This is a genomic window from Paenibacillus sp. sgz302114, assembly GCF_056120345.1.
This window is the reverse complement of sequence record NZ_JBVYOI010000056.1, coordinates 1-348: the sequence shown is the minus strand read 5'-3', so window position 1 is coordinate 348 and position 348 is coordinate 1. Positions and strand designations below refer to the sequence as shown.

Below are 348 nucleotides of genomic sequence, written 5' to 3'. Positions count from 1 at the left end.
AAGCCCTTCAGCGCCGATGGTACTTGGACCGCAGGGTCCTGGAAGAGTAGGACGTTGCCAAGCGGGTGCGATAAGCACCGAGTTTGATGGATGTGTCTTTCTTGAAGCAATTCAGGAAGAGGATGCGTTCAGAAAAACACTTGCACCTTGAAAACTGGATATGAAATTTGCGAAATATCTCTTAGCTGAGATTAACTTGAAATATGTTTTGCCAATCTAACGATTGCAACTAGGTTAAGCTACTAAGAGCGCACGGAGGATGCCTAGGCGCTAGGAGCCGAAGAAGGACGTGGCGAACGACGAAATGCCTCGGGGAGCCGTAAGCAGGCTTTGATCCGGGGATGTCCG

The 348-nt window shown here is 49.7% G+C and carries 1 rRNA gene; it reads left to right on the top strand.

What is annotated here, in order from left to right:
* Window positions 1-232 precede the first annotated feature (232 nt).
* Window positions 233-348: ribosomal RNA gene (locus AC0LWF_RS27905) — 23S ribosomal RNA — on the top strand; the annotation flags it as partial.